The organism is Psychrobacter sp. NPDC078501 (assembly GCF_044900935.1).
In the GTDB taxonomy this organism is placed as follows: domain Bacteria; phylum Pseudomonadota; class Gammaproteobacteria; order Pseudomonadales; family Moraxellaceae; genus Psychrobacter.
This window is the reverse complement of record NZ_JBJDOS010000010.1, coordinates 26,732-46,458: the sequence shown is the minus strand read 5'-3', so window position 1 is coordinate 46,458 and position 19,727 is coordinate 26,732. Positions and strand designations below refer to the sequence as shown.

Sequence of the window (19,727 nt, the reverse complement as noted above, 5' to 3'; positions counted from 1 at the left end):
CATTTATATCATGCTGTAAAACATGTGTTTACCAAGGACCGCCTCATGGCAACATCAAAAACAAAAACGCGTACTGCTAGCCAATCATACAGTCGTCAAGCACTGATTTGGCTAATAGTGACCCTACTTTTAGGGGTGGTCACAGCGTTAGTATGGATGTTTAGTCAAACGCCAGCCATGGGTGCCAAAATTGAGAATGCACCGATATCAGCGCCAGAGATTTTGAATGAAGAGTTTGAGCAACCACTAAAAGTCGAATCGCTACATGAGCTAGATACGGATGTACAACCGATTAACTTTGATGCAACGATTCGAGATTTGCGCGATTATCCCGATGAATTTAAAGACAAGCGTTATCTGCTAGCTAATAAAGGCAAGTGGACTGTTCAAGTAATGAATGTCGCTGAAAATGATGTGATTGTTAGTTACCTAGAAGGCCGTCAAGATCGCGATAAATTTGCTTATTTCCGTTATCTTGATGATGAAAAACAAGTCCGTTATATGCTGACTTATGGGATTATGAGCAGTCCGCAAGAAGCGGTAGGAGCAGCAAAGTTAATAGACTTTAAGTTACCTACGAATGTACGTGTATTGCCAGAAGAGATTAATCGGTATGTCAGTATTATTGATAATTATGAGCGTCCTGATCCAGTAAAAGATTTGAGTACGAAACGTACACGTGCCGTGGATTTAAAACCTACTAAGCGCGAAGTGCCTGCTCGTTTGCAAGAAGAAGCTGATGATGCTGCTGCTCAAGCAGCTAGTGCTAACAGTAATCGAGGTAACCAAGAAAGTGCTAATAGTAGCAGCACTCAAGAGAGTATTCGTCAGTCGGTAGATACTTCTGCCACACTATCTGTTAGCGAAGAGCGTACGGTTGGTGGTGAGACGCAGACAATATCTGAAGCATCGCCAAAAGACGAAAACAACGCAAGTAAGCCCGCGGCATCAGAAAATAAAAAGCCTGCGGCACCGGCGGAGAATTCTACTAGTAAGAAGCCACCAGTCGTGCCAACGCCTAAGCCCCCTAGTAGCACAAACAACAATTCAAATGCTAATGGCAAAAGCGCTAACGCTAATCCTCCCAAAAATAATAGCGACAGTATAAAAGCGCTAATAGAAGACAAGAGTAATTAGTTTTTGTCTGATTAATTAAACCCACTAGCTATTTGGTCAGTGGGTTTTTTTAGCACTATACAAAATAGTTTTATCGTCATAATAAACGGCAAGCTACTACTGCTGAGTATTATCAAAGCCTTTTGCTAACTGTCATTTATATGATTTGCATTAAAATTTTAATAGCAGTTTTATTTGTCTCATAACCAATAGTAATAAGTCCTCTTACAATTTATGGCTGATGAATCGATAGAAAAGACTAGATTTTTCGACAATCATTAACTAATATAACTGTGGGCGACGTTCTGTATAGTTATCGTAAAAAATGTCTATTTAACAACTATTTAGTGGTTTTTTCTTAGTTTTTAGAGTTCTTTACTAAATATTATTGTCTCAAGCGCGGTTACTTACTGTCTATAATAAGGTTATCGTAAGTGACGCAACCTCTCTTATTGTCACTCTTTTTAGGGTAAACAAAGTGCTTGAATACAGAGCGTCAGATATTCAAGATAAACAAGTGCACCGTTATTAAGTTATTGTATGCTTAGCTTTAAATGCTAGACATGACAACATAACAAATGATGCTTAAATGAATGGCATTAGATATCACTGATTGAGTAACTGGCATTTAAGGGCGTAGATTTTCCCGTTGCCAAGGGCTGCTACTTACTATCTTTTGATACACGGACCACATGTCAAGACATCAGCTAATGACCAGGAGGGTCAAGGGTTTTACTTTCTCTTAGAGTATGATGTCTATCGAGCATTGCACTATTTGCCAATTCGAACACACGAATATCCACTATCAGCCCGTTCTGCTTACGGGTACCAACTTATACTCCGCATTGGAAATGTAAGTTGCCCGTCTACTTAAAAGGACAAGCTATGTCAATGATTTCCTCACAAACACACCTGGCCACGCCAGATGATTTTTCTGATAATTGCGGTTTTGGCCTAATTGCCCATATTGAGGGTGAAGCGAGCCATGATTTGGTAAAAACTGCCATTCATAGTTTAAGTTGTATGACACATCGCGGCGGTGTTGCTGCTGACGGTAGAACTGGTGATGGTTGTGGCTTACTATTAGCGACGCCTACCGATTTCTTTAAACAGATTGCTGACGAGCAGCAATTTGCCATTACGGACAACTTTGCTGTCGGTATGGTGTTCGTTAATTTAGATAGCGATAAAGCCACGCATAGCCAACAAGTATTAAGTGATGAGATTACCGCCCAAGGATTAGAAGTGGCTGGCTGGCGTGATGTACCACTTGACTTGAGTATTGTTGGTGAGATTGGTCGTGAGACATTGCCAGACTTTAAGCAAGTGTTCGTTAATGCGCCAGATGATCTAGCTGCTGATGACTTCAACCGTAAGCTGTTTGTTGCACGCAAAAAAGCAGAGCAGCGTTTGACGGATGATGAGCTATTCTATGTTTGCTCATTGAGTTGTCAGACCATTATTTATAAAGGCTTGGTAATGCCTTCAGACTTGCCAGCGTTTTTCTTGGATTTGCAAGATGAGCGTTTGGCGTCACATATCGTAGTATTCCATCAGCGTTTCTCAACCAATACCTTGCCGCGCTGGCCACTGGCACAGCCATTCCGTTATCTTGCGCACAATGGTGAGTTAAATACCATTACAGGTAACCGCAACTGGTCTAAAGCTCGTACGCCAAAGCTAAAATCAGACAAGCTGCCTAACTTGAATGAGCTGACACCACTTGTAAATAGTACCGGCTCAGATTCATCTAGCTTAGATAACATGCTCGAAGTGCTTATGTCTGGTGGTATGAATCTGTTCCATGCAATGTCTATCTTGGTACCGCCAGCGTGGCAGAATGTTGATAGCATGGATATGGATCTACGTGCGTTTTATGAGTTTTACTCACAGCATATGGAAGCGTGGGACGGTCCAGCAGGGCTAGTCATTCAAGATGGACGCTATGCGGTCTGTATGCTCGATAGAAACGGTTTGCGCCCGTCACGTTGGGTAACCACTAAGAACGGCTATATCACTGTTGCATCAGAAGTGGGCGTTTGGGATTACGAGCCGCAAGACGTACTGGCAAAAGGTCGCGTTGGACCTGGTCAAATGCTAGTCATTGATACGTTGACTGGTCAAATTTTAGATACGACGGCTATTGCAACTTTACTAAAAACGGCGCATCCATATCGCAAATGGTTGCGTGAAGAAGCGACGCGTGTTCGTGATGATGAGCGTCTAGAAGAGACATTGGCAACGCAAGCGTGCCGCGGTGATAAGCTCAAAGCGCTACAAAAAATGTATCACATCACCAATGAAGAGCGCACAGAAATCATTCGCCCTAATGCTGAAAATGGTCAAGAACCAGTCGGCTCAATGGGTGACGATACACCAATGGCTGTACTCTCGCAGCAAATTCGCCATGTCGGTGACTTTTTCCGTCAGCAGTTTGCACAGGTGACTAATCCGCCAATCGATCCATTACGTGAATCAATCGTGATGTCGTTGCAGACTTGTCTAGGCGCTGAGACTAACGTATTTGCGCCATCTGCGAGAGACGCTCATCGTATTATTTTGTCATCGCCAGTATTGTCAGCCAGCAAGATGCAGCAGCTTGAAACCTTGGATGATTCAGCGTTCAAGATGGCTCGTATTGATCTGAACTATGACCGTACTATAGAGTTATCTGATGCTATCGTCGCTATTTGTGAGCAAGTGGCAGATAACATTCGCTCAGGTAATACATTGATTGTCTTATCTGATAAAGATATCGATGCAGACAAAGTACCGGCCAACGCCATTATGGTTACTGGTGCTGTGCATCATTATCTAATCGCGCAAGGTATCCGTACCGATGCTAACTTAATCATTGAAACAGGTCTGGCCCGTGACTCGCATCAAATAGCGGTATTGATCGGCTTTGGTGCAACTTGTGTCTATCCATATCTAGCATATGATGTCATTGATGATTTGGTCGCGACTGGTGAGCTACTCGGTGATCCGATTCAAGCCCGTGTTAATTTCCGCAAAGGCTTGGATAAAGGTTTGCTAAAAATCTTATCAAAAATGGGTATCTCTACCATTGTTTCTTATCGCGGTGCGCAGTTGTTTGAAGCGGTTGGCCTATCAGAAGAAGTCGTCAATTTATGCTTTAAAGGCGTACAAAGCCGTATCAAAGGCGCTACCTTTGCAGACCTTGCCGCTGATCAAGCGCAACTGGCTGCCAATGCGTTTAAGCGTCGTGCCCCTCTAGATCAGGGCGGTCTGCTCAAATTTGTCTTCAACAAAGAGTACCATGCCTTTAACCCTGATGTGATTAACAGCTTGCATACCGCGGTACGTACAGGTGATTACGATAATTACCGTAATTATGCTGATCTAGTTAATAGCCGTCCGGTCGCGACTTTACGTGATTTATTGCAACTGAAAACCGACAACAGTATCGATGTCAATGAAGTGGAAGATATCTCTGAAATCTTGACGCGTTTTGACTCAGCTGGCATGTCATTAGGCGCACTATCTCCTGAAGCGCATGAGTCAATTGCGATGGCTATGAATACCATCGGTGGTCGCTCAAACTCTGGTGAAGGCGGTGAAGATCCTGCGCGTTACGGCACATTGCGCAACTCAAAAATCAAGCAAGTTGCCTCTGGTCGTTTTGGGGTAACGCCTGCCTATCTTCGCTCCGCTGAAGTCATGCAGATTAAAGTAGCTCAAGGTGCCAAGCCTGGTGAAGGTGGGCAGCTACCTGGTGGTAAAGTCAATGCGCTGATTGCACGTTTGCGTTATTCGGTGCCAGGTGTGACCTTGATTTCACCGCCGCCGCATCATGATATTTATTCTATCGAAGATTTGGCACAGCTGATTTTTGATTTAAAACAAGTCAATCCAGATGCACTGGTATCGGTTAAGTTGGTCTCACGTCCAGGTGTTGGTACGATCGCGACAGGCGTGGCAAAAGCCTATGCCGATCTGATTACTATCTCGGGCTATGATGGTGGTACAGCAGCGTCTCCGCTATCGTCTATCCATCATGCAGGCTCACCATGGGAGCTAGGTTTGGCTGAGACTCACCAGTCTCTACGAGTGAATGGGTTACGTGATAAGGTACGTGTCCAGACTGACGGTGGTCTAAAAACAGGACTGGATGTAGTAAAAGCTGCTATCTTGGGTGCAGAGAGCTTTGGCTTTGGTACCACGCCGATGATTGCAGTTGGTTGTAAGTACCTTCGTATCTGTCATTTAAATAATTGCCCGACAGGTGTTGCTACTCAAAAAGCCAAGCTGCGTGATGAGCATTTCATTGGCGAAGCAGAAATGTTGATTAACTTCTTTAAGTTTGTCGCAACCGAAACGCGTGAGTGGTTGGCAGCGCTAGGTGTTCGTAGTATGGAAGAGCTGGTCGGTCGTACTGACTTGCTCGATATCTTAGAAGGTAATACGGACAAGCAGCGTCATCTTGATTTAACGCCATTGCTATTTAGTCACCCAGCCAGCGTAGGCAAAGCCCAAACTTGTCAGGTTGAGCGTAACGAGCCGTTTGATAAAGGCTTGCTTGCTGAGCAGATGATTAGCGATATGCTTGTGAATATTCGTAAAGGGGCAGGCGGCGACTATAGCTATTTCGTTGGTAACTGTGACCGTTCTATCGGTGCTCGTATTTCTGGTGAGATTGCGCAAGTCTGGGGCAACCTTGGCATGAGCGATATGCCAATTAAGCTTCGTCTAACTGGTACGGCAGGACAAAGTCTGGGTGTATGGAATGCTGGTGGCCTAAATATAGAGCTTGAAGGCGACGCCAATGACTATGTGGGTAAAGGTATGGCAGGCGGTGAAATTGTGATTTATCCGCCGAAAGACTCAAACTTTGTAGCACAAGAAACGGCCATCATTGGTAATACCTGTCTCTATGGTGCAACTGGCGGTAAGCTATATGCTGCTGGTACAGCAGGTGAGCGTTTTGGCGTTCGTAACTCTGGTGCACATGCAGTCATCGAAGGCACAGGCGACCATTGCTGTGAATATATGACGGGCGGTATCGTCACGATTCTTGGCCGTACTGGACTCAACTTCGGTGCTGGTATGACGGGTGGTTTTGCGTATGTACTCGATATGGAAGGCGACTTCTTTGACCGTTGCAACCATGAGCTAATCGATCTAAACCGTATTTCAAGCGAGCAAACAGAAGAGCATCGCATTCATTTGCAACAAGTGATTGAAGCTCATGTAGATAAAACAGGCAGTGCATGGGGTCAGACAATTCTGAACGACTTTGAGCACTATGTTCGTAAGTTCTATTTGGTGAAGCCAAAAGCGGCGAACATTGCAAGCCTTCTTAAAACTACCATGGCCGACCCACAATAGCCGATACGTAACTGCCTATCGTATCAATGGATTGCATTGATAGAATGCATTGATGGATTGTATTGATGGATTGTATTGATGGATTGTATTGATGGATCGGCAGTCGCTTTAATCAGGTTAGCCAGCGTTCCGTTTTTAGAGACGTTTTAACTCACAGGTTTTCAGCAGGTACGTGACAGCAGCGATATATGTCTTAGATTTTAGACAAACAAAACATCGTTGACTGTCGCCACCCACTGCAAAAGAGCCTTATATAAAAGAGATAGCACCATGGCAAAACGCTTAGAAAATAACTTCCAGTTTTTAGATGTACCGAGATTTGATCCAACCAAAAAAGACATTGCAACGCGTTCAACAGAGTTTGTTGAAATTTATAAACCTTTCGAAAACGAAGCTGTTGCTCAGCAAGCGCATCGCTGTCTTGAGTGTGGTAACCCGTACTGCGAGTGGAAATGTCCAGTACACAACTATATTCCTAACTGGCTAAAGTTGGCGACAGAAGGTCAGATATTTCAGGCAGCTGAATTGTGCCACCGTACCAATACCTTGCCTGAAGTATGCGGACGAGTTTGCCCACAAGATCGTCTATGTGAAGGCGCTTGTACGTTAAATGATGGTTTTGGTGCAGTGACCATTGGTAATGTTGAAAAATATATCAACGATACTGCGTTTGCACTTGGCTGGCGTCCAGATATGTCTGAAGTCGTTTGGACAGATAAAAAAGTCGCTATCATTGGCGCGGGACCAGCAGGTCTGGGTTGCGCGGATATTTTGGTCAGAAATGGTGTCAAACCAGTCGTCTTTGATAAGCGCCCTGAGATTGGTGGCTTACTGACATTTGGTATTCCTGAATTCAAAATGGAAAAAGACGTCATGCGCAATCGTCGTGTGATCTTTGAAGACATGGGTATCGAATTCCGTTTAGAGACAGAGATTGGTACAGACGTCACGATTGATGAGCTATTGGCTGAGTATGATGCGGTCTTTATGGGTATGGGTACATACACCTATATGCGCGGCGGCTTCGCTGGTGAAGAGCTGACAGGCGTCTACGATGCGTTAGATTACCTGATTGCCAACGTGAACCGTTGCAATGACTGGGAAAAAGACGCTGAAGAGTACATCGACTTTAAAGGTAAAAAAGTGGTGGTACTTGGTGGCGGCGATACAGCAATGGACTGTAACCGTACCAGTATCCGTCAAGGCGCCGAAAAAGTAGTTTGTGCTTATCGCCGTGACGAAGAAAACATGCCAGGTTCACGCCGTGAAGTGGTCAATGCTCGCGAGGAAGGTGTCGAGTTCTTATTTAATCGTCAGCCAACCGAAATCATCGGCTTAAATGGTAAAGTTAACGGCGTAAAAGTTGTTACTACTCAGTTAGGCGCACCAGACAACCGTGGTCGTCAACGCCCTGAGCCAATTCCTAATTCTGAAGAGATCATTCCATGTGATGCAGTCATCATGGCATTTGGTTTTAGACCAAGTCCTGCTGATTGGTTCGAGTCTCAGCAAGTGGGGATGGACAGCTCTGGTCGCGTACTAGCAGCCGAAAAGCAAACCTTCAAATTCCAGACCCAAAATCCTAAAATCTTCGCTGGTGGCGATATGGTGCGTGGTTCTGACTTGGTTGTGACCGCGATTTGGGAAGGCCGCGAAGCTGCGGAAGGTATTCTAGACTACCTAGAAGTGTAATACGCTAGCGCAATAGACTATTATTCATTAACACTGACGCAGTTCTCAATGAATAATTTGATGAGTCATTTGATAAGTAATCTTCAATAGCGTAGATTTCAATATAGTGTGCTAGGATATTTTTTATAACGCCTTTTACCTGTGAATAATAGGTAAAAGGCGTTATTTTTTGCCCGTCATTTTGCTGATAGAATATCCATTTATACTTACCGCTAGTTATTGAGATATTTTAATAATACTTTATTAGAATGTCTCACCTAAATATTCCACCCAAAAAGAGTAGCCTTGCGTGAAACCCACCCTTTATCAGCGTATCACTGCTCCATTTGTCGAACCCTATGTTCGCTACCAACATGCAGATATCCTACATGCCACACGACTAGGTACGGCTGTGATACTGGCTTTACTGGTCAATAAAATCACCAATCTTCCGCACGGTGAATGGACGACTATTACCGTATTTATCATTCTAGGGTTATTGCAATACCAAGGCGCTATTTATACCAAGGCTAAAGAGCGCGTAATCGGTACTTTATTAGGTATAGGTACTGCGCTTGGGGTGTTATGGTTTAATCAAAATGCAGGTGCATGGCTATGGGTGGACTATGCGCTCATTGGTCTGCTCAGCGGCATCATTGGCTATTTAGCCGTCAGACAGCTTGGGTATACAGGGCTGCTAACGGGCATCACTATGTTGATGATTGTCTCTGATTTAGGCAATAATAGCATTGGTCAAGACGGCATCTACCGCGCGCTAAATATCCTACTGGGGACAGGCGTTTCAGTAGCAGTGACGCTGATTTTACCGCTTAAATCAACGTTGATGTGGCGATTCTTATTGAGTAGCAACCTTGACGCTTGTAGTAGCCTCTACGCGGGCGTAGGTCATCATATTGACGCAACGGATGGGGTAGTGGACGACTCTAACCAAAAGTTAAACCCAGTGGCTTTTCCTGTTAAGGAAATACCCGTTGATAGAGCATTGGTCACAGCGTTACAGCAGATCAATAAACGCTTGCTAGCCGTGCGCCCCCATATCGCGGCGACAGCTAGTGAGTCAGGAATCGAAAAAGAAACATTAGAAACGATCCAGCGTACTCATCGTAATATTATCGGAACGATTGATCTACTGTTAAGTGCGGCACCGCGCTTGGCAAATATCGAAATTGATGAAGAAAACCATGTTTTATTGGTACATTATCAGCATGAGCTAACCCAAGCGATGCAGCATATGGCAGCGGTATTACGTAGTCCAAGTGATGAAGTATTTCGACCCATTACTCGTATTGCTGTCTCGGAGTATCCAAGCGTACAGCATCTGGCGTTTGAGTGGCAGGGCTATTTTTGGTTGACACAAACCTTGCAGACTCAGTTGCAGCAGCTGAGTGATTTACTACAAACATCGAAGCCGCATTGGTTTGCTGCATCTGGTCTGGGCTATCAACGCCGCGAGCAGCGCCGGATGAAAGAGCAGGGCGGCGAGACGGATTTACATTTATGACGTAAAAAAACGCTGACCATTTAGGATCAGCGTTTTTTATTTTAAAAGATTACTTTATTCTAAAATGCTAAATCAAAACTATTAACGACCAGTCTTTAGCTTATCCCAGTACTGTTGATACACTTGCAACGCTTCATCACCTACATCTTCTTGGAACTCAGCTTTTGCTAAGACTTCTTTAGAAGGATAAATCGTTGGATTGTTTTGGACGCTCTCATCCATCAGCTCACGCGCTGCTATGTTTGGTGATGCGTAGCCGATCTCTTCGCTAACGATTTTTGCATTTTCAGGACGCAACAAGTAGTCAATAAACTTATGTGCTGCATCAACTTGCTTGGCGTTTTTTGGAATGACAAAGTTGTCCATCCATAAGATAGCGCCTTCGGTTGGATACTTATAAACCAAGCTAGTCAAACCTTCGTCATTGGCCATGACTGCTTCACCATTCCATGTCATACCAAGCGCAGTCTCACCCTCGATATACGGCATACGTGTCGCATCAGAGTTAAAAGTTTTGACGTTTGGCATCAACGTGGTGAGCTTATCGTAAGCGGCTTCGATTTCGTCAGGATTGCTACTATTACCTGAGTAGCCAAGAGTCAGCAGTGCCATACCAAAGACTTCACGCACGTCATTGGTCAGCATCACCTGACCCTTATACTTAGGGTCCCATAGGTCATTCCAGCTATTGACAGTTTTCGGATCGACACTGTCACCGTTAATGGCTAGACCGGTGCTGCCCCACATATAAGGGATAGAGTATTTGTTATCAGGATCAACTTTGGTATTGGTAAATGAGGTATCAAGGTTTTTAAAATTGCTCAATTTAGATTTATCTAGTTCTTGCAACAGCCCTTCTTTCGCCATTTTTTCGACGTAATAAGTCGATGGAATCGCTAAGTCATACTGACTAGAATCATCCAATAGTTTGAGCTTGGCATACATCGCTTCGTTAGAGTCAAATGTGGTGTAATTAACTGAGATGCCAGTCTCTTCTTCAAAACCGTCTAAAATCTCTTGCGGCATATATTCTGACCAGTTGTAAAGGTTCAGTGTCTCATTGCTCGCCGCAGCACTGCCATCCGCTGCATTATCAGAGTTGCTACAGCTGGCAAGCACTAAGCCGACAGCCGCTGCTAACAATGCTTTAGGCACTATTCGACCGACACTAGCCGAGGTGTGAGTAGTTGGATGGGACGACGATAAATGGGTCAAAATATCTCTCCTAAATAAAGATAATGCAAATCAGAAAAATTCAATAAAAAAACCAAAAAGATAAAAGCCTGACATGGCCAATAAAACTATTATGGTCATTAATTTACACAATTTAAAGGGTTATTATTAAGGCAATACTTAATAATACTAATAAAAATAGCCAGTTGGGCTAATGAGATGAGTAGAAAAACTAACTCAATGACAGCTAATTCTGAGTAGAATTGCTAGCGAGCTGCTAACGTCGAATCGAAAAAAGATAGCATATAACCATGCTATGATTGGCGCAGGCCGAAGTATGACGAACATCATCTAAGCAGATATAAGCCTTTGGCTCTAAGACACTAACCATACCATAATAATAAGGGATACAGCACAATGACCGAAAGTACCTCAACTCAAAACACCTTGAATAAAAGCCACTCAGTTATACCAGCATTGCTTACGGATAAAGTCGCCATAGTCACTGGTGCCAGTCGTGGGCTTGGTGCACAAATTGCACAGCAAATGGCAGCAGCAGGCGCTATCGTTTGCGTCAACTACCTCAATAGTAAACAGGCTGCTGAGGCGGTAGTGGCTGATATCATCGCGACAGGCGGTCAAGCATTTGCTTATCAGGCGGATGTCACCGAGCTTGAGCAAGTACAAGGCATGGCAGCTGAAGTCACCGCTCGTCATGGTCGTATCGATATATTGGTCAATAATGCCTTGCCAAGTTACCAGTTCAATCCAAGCGCTGCGTACACCAGTATTGAAACAGTAAAGTGGTCGCACTTTTCACAACAAATGGATGGTATTGTTAAAGGTGCGGTCAATATGGTGCAAGCGGTGCTGCCGCAAATGAAAGCGCAGCAAGTAGGCAAAATCATTAATATCTCAACCAACCTTGTCTATAATCCGGTGGTTACTTATTACGACTATACGACTGCTAAATCGGCGCTAATAGGGCTGACACGTAACTTGGCATCTGAATTGGGGCAGTATGGTATCCGCGTCAATCTACTGGCAGGCGGACTTTTAAAGACGACTGATGCGAGTAGCCTGACGACAGAAGAGGTATTTGATTACATTGCGACTACAACGCCGCTACGACAAGCGACTTCAGTAGCTGATTTTGCCAATTCTGTATTGCTCATGGCATCTGATTTGAGTATGGCTATTACTGGACAATCTATCGCTGTTGATGGTGGATTGACCATGCCTTAATTGAGGCCTTAACCGGTGCCTTAACGTTTGATTACATTTGTAGAAGGGATAAAATGAATACTCGTCAAGGAGCTGGAGTCGTCACCGCTACAGTTTTTATTTGAATCGTTTATATAAAATTAGACCATAATAAAAAGCCCTTACTAATCGGTTAGTAAGGGCTTTTTTTAAATGAACGTTAATGGCTTTATGTGCCTGAACAGTCTTATCACTTCATTGCTAGCTGATTAAGCACGGTTTGAATACCATACTCTTCAATCGTCCCAGTAACGAAGTTAGCGCGTTCTATTAAAGCTGGCTGTGCATCTCCCATGGCCACAGCAAATCCAACCAAGTCGAACATTTCTAAGTCATTCATACCATCACCAAATGCCATACACTCGCTTGCATCTACCGCATAGTACTCGCATACATCTTTGATACCGCGAGCTTTTGATGCCTCTGCTGGCAATATATCGGCACCAATCTGATGCCAATGTACCAGCTTTAAATCATACTGGGCAAAATCGATGTCTTGCATTTTTTCTTGCTGATTATTAAAGAATACCGAGCACTGATAGACAGTATTTGATTTGTAATATTCAGGGTCAAGGATCGAATTGGGCGTGACCGCATTGAACTCGCGTAAACGTTCATTTTCACCTGACCAAGCGATATGAGTGGCAGAGTCAAACTTATGAATCAAATCACTCTGCTGACACAGGCGCACGATTTTATCTGTCTGTTCAGCAGTTAATGGGTAGTGGCTGATTCGGCCGCTTTTATCAAAACTATATTGTCCATTCATACAAATAATGGCGTCCAATATATCTGCATCAAGCAACGCTAGAATATCTTCAGGCAGTATGGCTTTAGAACGACCAGTCGAAATTACTAGCTTAATATCGGTATCTGCAAGCTGCTCAAGCGTCGCTTTATTGTGTTCAGCGATAATGCCGTTGCGGCTCAAGGTATCATCGATGTCAAAAAAGATGATTTTCGGGGTCGAAATCTTAGTAGTCATACTTTCTTTAGCAATCTTATCTTCGATAAACATGATGATCCTATTATTTTTAGTCGTGTAGATACAATGATTCAGATACTACTACAACATACCCAATCAGATAAATACCTATCGAGTAACCTATGATGCTGCAGGCATGCTTATTAATTCAGTATCCGCATGATTGTCTGTAAGGTTGTTCATGGCCTGTCCAGAGGATTAACAAAAATGCTAAACGATATGATTAACTTAACCGTGTTTGTTTATTATAAAGTTATATTCAATTATCAAAAACAATCTGCGAAATAAGATGGTCTATCCTTATTAATGCATCGGCTACCTAAAGGAATAAGTATGAACTTTTTTACCTTAAAATCGGCTACAGTTTTGGCGACCTTGGCTTTATCTGCCAATGCTTTTGCAATGGATGTTAAATTTAATGATGCTGCTTGGGATGGCAAAAAAATACCTGAGGGGCAGCAATGTCTAAACTATGATGGCAAAAGTCCAGCCACGCCTAGCATGACTGTCTCAAACATTCCGGCAGGCACGGAGAGCTTGGTATTCGTCTACAACGATGTAAGCAATAAACGTATGCAACATGGTGGACATGGTATCGTAGAGTTTGCACTACCAGAGGGTGCTACGAGCGCAGAAGTGCCACGAGTATTTGGTCATACTTACGAAGTACCAGTAGGTATTGAGATGGTCGCAGAATACCGTAACCGTAAAGGTGAGGCGGGCGGTGCATATAAGCCGCCTTGCTCTGGCGGCAAAAACCATCTGTATACGGTAGATGTACAAGCATGGCAAGGCGATTCGGTACTTGCTGAAACAACCGTTGAGATGGGACGGTATTGATACGTTAGCTATGTCAATTAATATGCAACAATTAGTATGCAACAATTAGTATGCAACAACAAAGTCGTCTATACAAAACTGTTTAGACATGCCATAGACGGCTTTTTATTGAAGGTAGGTTGTGTCTTATATACCTATAAACAGGCTAGCTTAATAGACATTAAAGACCCTGATTGATGTTTATAATATTTAACCAATAAGTAAACGTGACTTAGTCATATAAGTGCGTTGCGGCAGGGCTATAGGAAAATATAGATTAGGCTTGTTAACTATTTGAATAATGCCAAGATACTGAACGTGACAACTTTGTAGTATAATTTTACTACTATAGATATCGGTATGCTATATCATTGAAACTTCTATGTTATAAATCTAAAAAAATCATAGCAAATGATAAAAAACGTTATTAATTATACTTTATCTTAAAGTATACCTTGATTTGAATGAATTATTTTATAAATAAGGTTTCTTATGAACATAACGACAAGCCAACCTTCAGAAGATAGAAAAAGGCATGGCGAACATATTCTTATCCACATGACATATATCGCCAAAAATGTCGATCTAGATTCTGGGATTGAGCTGACTCGCGCACTTGAGTACTGGCGCAGATATTTTGAAGAAAACGATATCGTTTCAGCTTTAGTCATTAGTGAAGGTTATTTCGTTCAAAGTTTTCAAGGGACAAGGCCTGCTATCAATACTGCCTTGGAAAAGATACTTGACGAGCATTCAACTATTGTCCCTAATATTGTGAATATAGAGGAAATCGAATCGCGCCAATGGAAAGGGTTTTTAGTTAAACATCTAACCTCAAGCGTTGAAGATGAAGAGCATGCCCTAAAGAACTTCTCAGCAGGCTCTGACTACAATCCTTATCTAATGAAAAGCTCTCAGATTGAAAGCTTCTTGAAGGCGGTTTTTGAAAATGCTGAATCTAATTAATTTTTAATGAGTAGCATTTATTTCTTGAATATTTGCCTCTTATAGTTGTTAGTAGCACTTGCCCTAGCTAGAATAGAAAAGTCGTCCATACGTTTGTATAGGCGGCTTTTTTTTGAAAGCAAGTTAGCAGTATCGGTACAGGATGTTTTCTTAGCAATTGGACAGAATATTGGCGGATGTTCATAAGTGACTATTCATAAGTGACTCTTACAGGACTTAACTACTAAAAACGCCTTGGTGATACCTGTTTTTGTCATGTTATTTTAAGGTATGGATGATAAGAAGCTGGTCAATTCCCAAGAGTTTTATTGATTATACTTTATGATAGAGTGTATATTAATTTATATACCTACTATATAAATGGATTTTCTTATGCAAATAACGACCAGTCAAACGTCAGAAAATAGGAAAAGACATGGCGAGCATCTGCTGATTAGCCTAACGTATATCGGTAAAAACATCGAAATGAAAACAGGTATAGAGTTGACTCGTGCTCTTGAACAGTGGCGAAGATACTTTGAGGAAAGTGGGTTAGTTGCAGCGCTTGTGATCAATGACGGTTACTTTGTTCAAAACATTCAAGGTTCAAGACCGGCGGTTAACGCTGCTCTAGCGAAGATAATTGATGAGCATTTCAAGATTATTCCTAATGTTGTCAAGGTTGAAGAAATAGAAGCGCTTCGGTGGGATGGGTTCGTAACCAAACACCTGACGGAAAGTGCCGAAGATGAGGAGTATGCCTTAAAAAGTTTCTCAGCAGGTTTTGACTTCAATCCTTATCTAATGAAAAGTACTCAGATTGAAAGCTTTTTGACAGCAATATTTGAAGGGGCTGAATCCGATAGGTTTTAAGTGAGTAGCATTTACATATCATAAGAGTCATCTATTTTAATTGGCGTAAAAAAGCCGTCTATAAAGTGTCTTTTGATTTAGATAATTTTTTTATAAATAAGGTTTCTTATGCATATCACTACCAGCCAACCTTTAGAAAATAGAAAAAGACATGGTGAGCATATTACTCTAAGCCTAACGTATATTGGCAGAAATAGTGACAGTAATAATGGAATAGGGTTGGCTCGTCTGCTTGAGCAATGGCGAAGGAATAATGAAAAAAGTGGTGTAACCTCAGCGCTTGTCGTGAATGACAATTACTTTATTCAAAATATTGAAGGTCCAAGACCTCTTATCAATGAAATACTAGTAAAATTAATCAGTGAGTACTCTTACCTAGTACCCCACCTCAGTGAGATTGAGGAAATAGAAGAACGTAGGTGGGATGGGTTTTTAATAAAATATTTAACATCAAGTGCAGAAGACGAAGCATATACCCTAAAAAGCTTCTCGGCAGGTGCTGACTTTAAACCGTATCTAATGAAAAGCACTCAGATTACAAGCTTCCTGAAAGCGATCTTTGAGGATGCTGTATCTAATAAGTCTTAAATAATTTCTCTGTTTTGAGTAGCGTAGAAAAGCCGCCTATACGTTTGTGTAGGCGGCTTTTCAATGAAAGTAAGTTGTGTTGACGTAGTGAAGGGGTAAAGTTCTTGTTGTTGCTCGCAACCTTCAACCGTAAGAACAACTTAGTCAGTGTTATCTAATCAACCCTACATGGTAAAAGTCCAGCCTACGGTTGCTAATCTCGATGCTCCCATACAACAGCAACTTTAGTACCTAGTATGTTTTCTAATTCTTGTAATATTTTTGGGCGAATAGATATGGTTTCATTAATATCGCTTTCAAATTCTTCGTTGTCATTGTCATCTAATTGCCAAAACCTATTGGTTGCTACAAAATTTCCAGCGGTCATAATAAATGGGCTAGTAATAATAACATCTGAATGGGTTAGTTCTAAATTTTCAACTGCGTCAAAATAGGGTTCATGTTCACACTCAATAATATTTTCGTCAAAAAGCGAAAACGCTTTTTCTTTTTGTTCGTCGCTTATTACATGGTCTCGTTCTCTAACATAAATGTAAACATGTTGCTCACTCACAATATACTCCCAAAAAGTTAAATAAATTTATTTTAGTTACTTGAAACTTAATTAATTTCAATTCGATTTTAAATATACTGATTATGTCAAAATTTAACTAATCTACAATAATATATTTTAGAAAATATAAGCATGGATAGGTTAGCTATATGGTGCTCCCAACACACTAACATAATAATAATCTCTAAAAATGGTGCACGGGGCGCACCATACGTCAACTAGGCTATTAATCGAGCTTACTCAAGCTAAAATCACCCAATCTCAACACTCGTCACATTCTGAAAGCCTCTTGGCAGCTGCCCACCACGATTACCACGCACACCCGTATAGTTAGCCAAATCATTTGGCTTGAGTGTCACATGGCGTTTGCCAGCGGTAATAACAAGGCTGTCTTGCTGACTGAGTGGTGTGACAGTAAGCACTTCCTCACCGTCTTTTAATTTAATAAGTTTATTGCCTTTACCGCGGGCCTGTTCAGGCAAATCATCAAGGGCAAATATCAGTAGATATCCTGCATTGGTCGCGACAGCAACATGATCAGGTGTCACACGTATATTGCTATTTTCACCTTCGGCATTGGCGGCCGTCTCTACTGGTGCGTCGATACGTGCAACAGGGAGCAAACGACTATCAGTTGCTAGGTTAATAACGTTTTTACCGGCTTTTTGATTGCTATCGAGATTACCAATGGTATTGATAAAACCATAACCTGCTGAGCTGGCAAGGATAATGCGTTGCTCGTTATCACCCGTTAATAGCTGCTCAAAGCTAGCGCCTGCTGGCGGCTTTAATACACTGGTCAATGGATCACCTTGACCACGCGCAGACGCTAAGTTGTGCGCATCGATACTATAGCTGCGTCCCGTACTATCGAGTACGTAAATCCTTTCGTTTGATTTGCCGCGCACGTGCGCTTGATAGCTGTCACCTGAGCGGTAACTCATACCAGCAGCATCGACATCATGGCCCTTGGCGGCACGAATCCAACCTGCCTTTGATAAGATGGCAGTGACCGGCTCACTTGGTACGAGGTCTGACTCTTTTAGTGCCTGAGCTTCTTCGCGTTCTGCTAATGGCGACACACGCTCATTACCGTGTTCTTTCATATCGGCGGTAAGCTCATCGATCATCAGATTGGTTAGACTATCTGGATTGTCTAAGTACTCTTGAATGATGGCACGTTCGGCAGCAAGTTCGTCTTGCTCGCGGCGCAGCTCAATCTCTTCTAATTTTGCCAACTGACGCAAACGAATATCCAAGATAGCATTGGCTTGAATGTCAGTCAGGTCATAGTCCTGCATCAAGGTTGCTTTTGGATCGTCCTCTTCACGAATGATGCGAATCACTTCATCAATATTCAGATAAGCAATCAGCAAGCCCGCCAAGATATGCAAGCGTTTATCAATTTTATCTAGGCGATACTGTAAGCGTCGCGTGACCACCGAGCGGCGACAGATTAACCATTCTTCCAAGACTTCTTTTAAGTTTTTCACCTGCGGCTTACCATTTAAGCCAATCATATTCATATTGACGCGGTAATTGCTTTCTAGGTCAGTACTGGCAAATAGATGACTCATGACACGATCGACATCGACTCGCGTTGAGCGCAACTCAAGGACGATACGACAAGCGTTTTCGTGATCTGATTCATCGTGAATGTCGGTCACCCAAGGCAGCTTCTTATCAGTCATAAGCTTAGCAATTTGCTCTTGGATTTTGTTGCCCGAGACTTGGTAAGGAAGCGCATCAATGATGACGAGATTCTTTTCTTTAGAGTCAACATGAAAGGTGGCGCGCATCTTATAACTGCCGCGTCCAGTCTCGTACATCGCTTGCAAATCTTTTTTGCTGGTGATGATTTCCGCTGGTGTCGGTAGGTCAGGTGCGGGTATCGATTGGGTAAGCTGCTTGATCGATAGTTCAGGATTTTTAAGCAATCGAATAGCCGCGCGTACCACTTCATTAAGGTTATGCGGCGGAATATCCGTTGCCATACCAACCGCGATACCTGTCGTACCGTTTAATAAAATATTAGGCAAGCGGGCAGGTAGGGTAGTTGGCTCTTGCATCGTACCATCGAAGTTATCTTGCCAATCGACTGTACCTTGACCCAATTCTGCCAGCAACGTATTGGCATAAGCTGACATTTTGGCTTCGGTATAACGCATCGCGGCAAAAGATTTCGGATCATCTGGGCTACCCCAGTTACCTTGACCAGTGATGAGTGGATAGCGATAGCTGAACGGCTGAGCCATCAGTACCATCGCTTCATAACATGCACTATCACCATGCGGATGATATTTACCCAATACGTCACCGACCGTACGCGCGGATTTCTTCGCCTTGGCAGAAGACTTTAGCCCAAGCTCGCTCATAGCATAGACGATGCGACGCTGGACAGGTTTTAGACCGTCAGCGATATTTGGCAACGCCCGATCCATAATGACGTACATGGCATAGTTGAGGTAGGCCTGCTCAGTGAATTCTGCGACTGAACGAGTATCCATCGGCTCATTGGGAATAGTTGGGGCGATCGTATGATCAATAACATCAGACATAAAATAGGATTCACTTATCAGTTTTAATAGGTATAGATAGTTGGTTCAAGCATAAAAATAGGATAGTGCTATCGTAAAGGATATTGCACCAATTAAAAAGACGTATGTCAGAATATACGACATCTCGTGACGTGCTTAAAACAAGCGCTTATAAGGGTCTTTTATAGTGTGGTGATTCATAGCTTTTATAGATTAAGTTAAGTATAGTAAATCTAATATTTGTTTTTTATATGGTTAATAAATGCCTTAAGGTTGAATTCTTTTTATTTAAGACATTTTGTCTATCATCAATCTGAAAACAGTAGGTTTAGA

13 protein-coding genes are annotated in these 19,727 nt (G+C 42.6%); 9 read left to right on the top strand and 4 right to left on the bottom strand.

Going from position 1 to position 19,727, the window contains the following annotated elements:
• The first annotated feature begins 45 nt into the window (after window positions 1-45).
• The 4 genes from ACI2IW_RS12575 to ACI2IW_RS12560 all read left to right on the top strand — a co-directional run bounded on the left by ACI2IW_RS12575 (window position 46) and on the right by ACI2IW_RS12560 (window position 9,658).
• Window positions 46-1,137, top strand: coding sequence for a hypothetical protein (locus tag ACI2IW_RS12575; protein ID WP_404693846.1), 1,092 nt, complete (start codon window positions 46-48; stop codon window positions 1,135-1,137).
• Window positions 1,138-2,001: 864 nt separating this feature from the next.
• Complete coding sequence (gene gltB, locus ACI2IW_RS12570; RefSeq protein ID WP_404693845.1) at window positions 2,002-6,465, top strand: glutamate synthase large subunit; 4,464 nt, start codon at window positions 2,002-2,004, stop codon at window positions 6,463-6,465.
• 270 nt (window positions 6,466-6,735) lie between these two features.
• Window positions 6,736-8,157: a glutamate synthase subunit beta gene (locus ACI2IW_RS12565; RefSeq protein ID WP_102090376.1), complete on the top strand. Its 1,422-nt coding sequence runs from the start codon at window positions 6,736-6,738 to the stop codon at window positions 8,155-8,157.
• 289 nt (window positions 8,158-8,446) lie between these two features.
• Window positions 8,447-9,658, top strand: coding sequence for an FUSC family protein (locus ACI2IW_RS12560; protein WP_404693844.1), 1,212 nt, complete (start codon window positions 8,447-8,449; stop codon window positions 9,656-9,658).
• A gap of 81 nt (window positions 9,659-9,739) precedes the next feature.
• On the opposite strand, the gene ACI2IW_RS12555 is transcribed toward ACI2IW_RS12560, so the two are convergent.
• Entirely contained in the window at window positions 9,740-10,873 is a 1,134-nt protein-coding gene (locus tag ACI2IW_RS12555; RefSeq protein WP_057761690.1) for a PotD/PotF family extracellular solute-binding protein, read from the bottom strand.
• Between the two features lie 375 nt (window positions 10,874-11,248).
• Here ACI2IW_RS12555 and ACI2IW_RS12550 point away from each other — a divergent pair, with 375 nt between their 5' ends.
• Window positions 11,249-12,076, top strand: coding sequence for a 3-oxoacyl-ACP reductase (locus ACI2IW_RS12550; RefSeq protein WP_379543234.1), 828 nt, complete (start codon window positions 11,249-11,251; stop codon window positions 12,074-12,076).
• 208 nt (window positions 12,077-12,284) lie between these two features.
• Here the strand turns inward: ACI2IW_RS12550 and ACI2IW_RS12545 are convergent, their stop codons facing one another.
• The gene (locus ACI2IW_RS12545; protein WP_404693843.1) at window positions 12,285-13,112 is read right to left on the bottom strand and encodes an HAD family hydrolase; all 828 of its coding nucleotides are present in this window, start codon (window positions 13,110-13,112) and stop codon (window positions 12,285-12,287) included.
• Window positions 13,113-13,412: 300 nt separating this feature from the next.
• On the opposite strand from ACI2IW_RS12545, the gene ACI2IW_RS12540 reads away from it, so the two are divergent.
• From ACI2IW_RS12540 to ACI2IW_RS12525, 4 genes are all read left to right on the top strand, one after another.
• Window positions 13,413-13,919, top strand: coding sequence for a hypothetical protein (locus ACI2IW_RS12540; RefSeq protein WP_404693842.1), 507 nt, complete (start codon window positions 13,413-13,415; stop codon window positions 13,917-13,919).
• A 471-nt stretch (window positions 13,920-14,390) separates the two neighbouring features.
• Window positions 14,391-14,864 carry a BLUF domain-containing protein gene (locus ACI2IW_RS12535; RefSeq protein WP_379543231.1) on the top strand — a complete coding sequence of 158 codons (474 nt, stop codon included), beginning with the start codon at window positions 14,391-14,393 and terminating at the stop codon, window positions 14,862-14,864.
• Between the two features lie 372 nt (window positions 14,865-15,236).
• Window positions 15,237-15,716 carry a BLUF domain-containing protein gene (locus ACI2IW_RS12530; protein ID WP_191114249.1) on the top strand — a complete coding sequence of 160 codons (480 nt, stop codon included), beginning with the start codon at window positions 15,237-15,239 and terminating at the stop codon, window positions 15,714-15,716.
• 108 nt (window positions 15,717-15,824) lie between these two features.
• Window positions 15,825-16,304, top strand: a complete 480-nt coding sequence (locus tag ACI2IW_RS12525; RefSeq protein WP_404693841.1) for a BLUF domain-containing protein — start codon at window positions 15,825-15,827, stop codon at window positions 16,302-16,304.
• Window positions 16,305-16,497: 193 nt separating this feature from the next.
• Here ACI2IW_RS12525 and ACI2IW_RS12520 read toward each other — a convergent pair whose 3' ends face one another.
• Both ACI2IW_RS12520 and parC read right to left on the bottom strand, forming a co-directional pair.
• Window positions 16,498-16,857: a hypothetical protein gene (locus ACI2IW_RS12520; protein WP_404693840.1), complete on the bottom strand. Its 360-nt coding sequence runs from the start codon at window positions 16,855-16,857 to the stop codon at window positions 16,498-16,500.
• A gap of 251 nt (window positions 16,858-17,108) precedes the next feature.
• A complete protein-coding gene (parC, locus tag ACI2IW_RS12515) occupies window positions 17,109-19,415 on the bottom strand; it encodes a DNA topoisomerase IV subunit A (protein ID WP_404693839.1) in 2,307 nt (768 codons plus the stop codon).
• Window positions 19,416-19,727: the final 312 nt, after the last annotated feature.